The 3,163-nt window shown below is 70.8% G+C and carries 3 protein-coding genes; 1 reads left to right on the forward strand and 2 read right to left on the reverse strand.

The window, feature by feature from the left end:
- Window positions 1-88 precede the first annotated feature (88 nt).
- Both DW299_RS00775 and DW299_RS00780 read right to left on the reverse strand, forming a co-directional pair.
- A complete protein-coding gene (locus DW299_RS00775) occupies window positions 89-946 on the reverse strand; it encodes an SDR family NAD(P)-dependent oxidoreductase (RefSeq protein ID WP_136035292.1) in 858 nt (285 codons plus the stop codon).
- A complete protein-coding gene (locus DW299_RS00780) occupies window positions 943-1,605 on the reverse strand; it encodes a GntR family transcriptional regulator (RefSeq protein WP_136030065.1) in 663 nt (220 codons plus the stop codon). Before DW299_RS00780 ends, DW299_RS00775 begins: the two co-directional genes overlap by 4 nt.
- 149 nt (window positions 1,606-1,754) lie before the next feature.
- Between DW299_RS00780 and DW299_RS00785 the strand changes: the two genes are divergently transcribed.
- On the forward strand, window positions 1,755-3,116 hold the full coding sequence (locus tag DW299_RS00785; RefSeq protein WP_136035293.1) for an MFS transporter: 1,362 nt from the start codon (window positions 1,755-1,757) through the stop codon (window positions 3,114-3,116).
- The last annotated feature ends 47 nt before the right edge of the window (window positions 3,117-3,163 follow it).

Consider the following 3,163-nt stretch of genomic DNA (forward strand, 5'->3'; position numbering starts at 1 on the left):
GATCCGGCGACGCGCGACCGGCGTCCGCGGGATCAGGCGACGCGACCGGCGTCCGCGGGATCAGGCGACGCGACCGGCGTCCGCGGGGTCAGTCCTCGGCGGCGGGGAGTCCGACGAGCTCGGCGCTCCGCTGCCACAGGGCCTCCGCGAGCACGGGGTCGTTCGCCTGCGGATTCACCCGGGTGGTGAGGACGCGCTCGTCGTAGTAGGCGCCGGAGGTCCAGGTCTCGCCCGGGGCCCCCTCGATGAACCACCGCAGGGTCGCCCCTCCGCGGTCGGTCCCGATCAGGAGGACGTGCCGCAGCGGCGACCGGTACACCAGCCGCATGATGCTCGACGAGTCCGCCGCGAAGTTCGTGCGGACCGTGCCGGGGTGGAACGCCACGGCGCTGAGGCCCCGCGCGTGGAACCTCTCGTGCAGGCTCTTCGCGAACAGGATGTTGGCGAGCTTCGCGTCGCCGTAGGCCTTGTTGGGGCTGAAGCGGCGATGGTTGTCGAGGTCGTCCAGGTCGAGGTGCCCGAACAGCCGGTGGCCCACGCTCGACGTGTTGATCACGGCGCCGCGCGCCCGGAGCAGGTGGGGCAGCAGCAGATTCGTCAGCAGGAACGGCGCCAGGTGGTTCACCTGGAGCGTCTTCTCGTGGCCGTCGACCGTGGGGGTGCGGTCGCCGAAGATGCCGCCGGCGTTGTTGGCCAGCACATCGATGCCGTCGTCGCCCACGGCCGCGTCGATGCGGGTCGCGAGGGAGCGGACGTCGTCGAGCCGCGCGAAGTCCCCCACGTGATGCTCGGCTCCGATCTCCTCCGCGACGGCGCGGGTCTTCTCCGGGGAGCGCCCCACCAGGATCAGCCGATGCCCGGTGTCGGCGAGCTGACGCGCGGCGGCGGCGCCGATGCCGTCGGAAGCACCGGTCAGGACGATGGTGCGGCGACCGGTCGCGGTCACTCGGCCTCCGCCTCGACCGTCGGGGTGATGCGTTCGACAGCGCGCGTCACGTGCTCGGCGATCACGGCGCGGGCGCGATCGGGGTCGCCGCTGGCCACGGCGTCGATGATCTGCTGGTGGCTGCGCACGTGCTCCTCCTGTTCGGCCGGGTCGAGCGCGGCGTTCGCGGCCTGGATGAATCCGGCGATCCGACCACGCAGCTGGGCGCTGAGCTCGTCGAGGAACCGGTGCTCGGCGAGGTCGGCCAGCGTCTCGTGGAACAGCCGGTCCTGGCGCAGCACCTCCGCGATGTCGCCGGGCGCCGCGTCGGACATGGCCTGGATGATGGCGCCGAGCCGGGCCGCCGACTCCTCGTTCCAGCGCTCCTGCACGCGGATCGCCATGAACTGCTCGAGCACGATGCGCAGGCTCGAGATCTCCTCCAGGTCCTGCGCGGTGAGCTGCGCCACGCGGGCGCCGCGGCGGGGTTCGCGGGTGATCAGGCGCTCCTCGGCCAGGCGGGTCAGCGCCTCGCGCACCGGGATGTGGCTCACGCCGAGCCGCTCCGCGAGCTTGCGTTCCACCAGCCGTTCGCCCGGTGCGAGTTCGCCCGAATGGATAGCGGCCCGAAGTTCGTCGGTGACCTGTTCGGCGATGTTCTGATCCGACACGCTGCGCATCCGGGGCCCTTCTCGGTTTCGCGCGGCCCGGTGCTCGTCGCGCGGGGCCTCTTCGCTCGCTCGATGCTATGGCATCCGCGACAGGACTGGACAGAACGACGCTGGTGCTAGATGCTATAGCAAAACCCAGCGATGACGAAGGAGTTGTCATGTCCGGCACTGACTCGGCCGCCCAGGAGCGCGCCGCCGACGCCGCGGTGGGAGCCGCGGCCATGAAGAAGGCGATCTGGCGGCTCGGCCCGTTCCTCGGACTGCTCTACCTCGTCGCCTACATCGACCGGAACAACGCGGGCTTCGCCAAGCTCGAGATGACGGCCGCGCTGAACATCACCGAGGCGGCGTTCGGCTTCGCGGCCGGCATCTTCTTCATCGGGTACCTCCTCTTCGAGGTGCCCAGCAATCTGCTGCTGGAGAAGTTCGGCGCCCGCAAGTGGATCGCGCGCATCATGATCTCGTGGGGCATCGTCGCCGCCCTCACCGCCTTCGTGCAGGACGAGACGCAGTTCGCGATCGCGCGCTTCATCCTCGGCATCGCGGAGGCCGGGTTCTTCCCCGGCGTGCTGCTCTACCTCACGCTCTGGTTCCCGCGGCAGTACCGCACGCAGGTGCTCGCCGTGTTCGTGTTGTCGAACCCGATCGCCAACGCCGTCGCCGCACCGCTGTCGGGCTGGATGCTCGAACTCCACGGACTGTGGGGTCTGGACGGCTGGCAGCTGGTGTTCCTCCTGCAGGGCGTGCCCGCCGTGCTGCTCGCGTTCGTCGTGTTCTTCTGGCTGCCCGATCGCCCGCAGGACGCCCGCTGGCTGAACCCGGCCGAGCAGCGGTGGATCACCGACACGCTCGCCGCCGAGACGCAGGCCACGGAGCAGCGCCACGGCCGCCTCCGCCTGGGCGAGGTCTTCCGCAACGGGCGGCTGTGGACGCTGATCGTGCTGTTCTTCGGCGTCGTGTTCGGGGCGTACGGCCTGGGCATGTGGCTGCCGACGATCGTGAAGAGCATGGGCGACTTCTCCAACGCCACGACCGGATGGCTGGTGGCGTTGCCCAACCTCTGCGCGGCGCTGGTGATGCTGCCGTGGGAGCGCGCCGCGCGGAAGCAGGGCAACATCCCGCTCCAGATCGGCATCACGCTGAGCATCACGGCCCTGTCGCTCATCGCAGCGGTCGCGGCGCAGGGCACTCCGATCCTCGCGCTCGCGGCGCTGTGCGTCGGGATGTCCGCCCTGTTCTCGACCACGCCGCTGTTCTGGAGCCTGCCGCCCATGGTGCTCACCGGCACGGCCGCAGCGGCGGGACTGGCGTTCATCAACTCGGTCGGCAATCTCGCCGGGTTCGCCGGACCGTACGCGATCGGCTGGATCAGCCAGACCACGGGATCCGCCGTGTGGGGCCTGCTGCTCATCTCCGGGCTCACCCTGCTCGGGGCGACGATCGCGTTCGTGCTGAGCCGTCGCGCCGACTTCACCACGGCGCCCGCACCGGCGCCGCAGTCGGCGCCCGCCGCGCACTGAGCCGCCCGGATCGGCGGGGGGAACGAGGACGGAAACCCGCCCATCCC

The organism is Microbacterium sp. K35 (assembly GCF_004794375.1).
Lineage (GTDB): Bacteria > Actinomycetota > Actinomycetes > Actinomycetales > Microbacteriaceae > Microbacterium > Microbacterium sufflavum.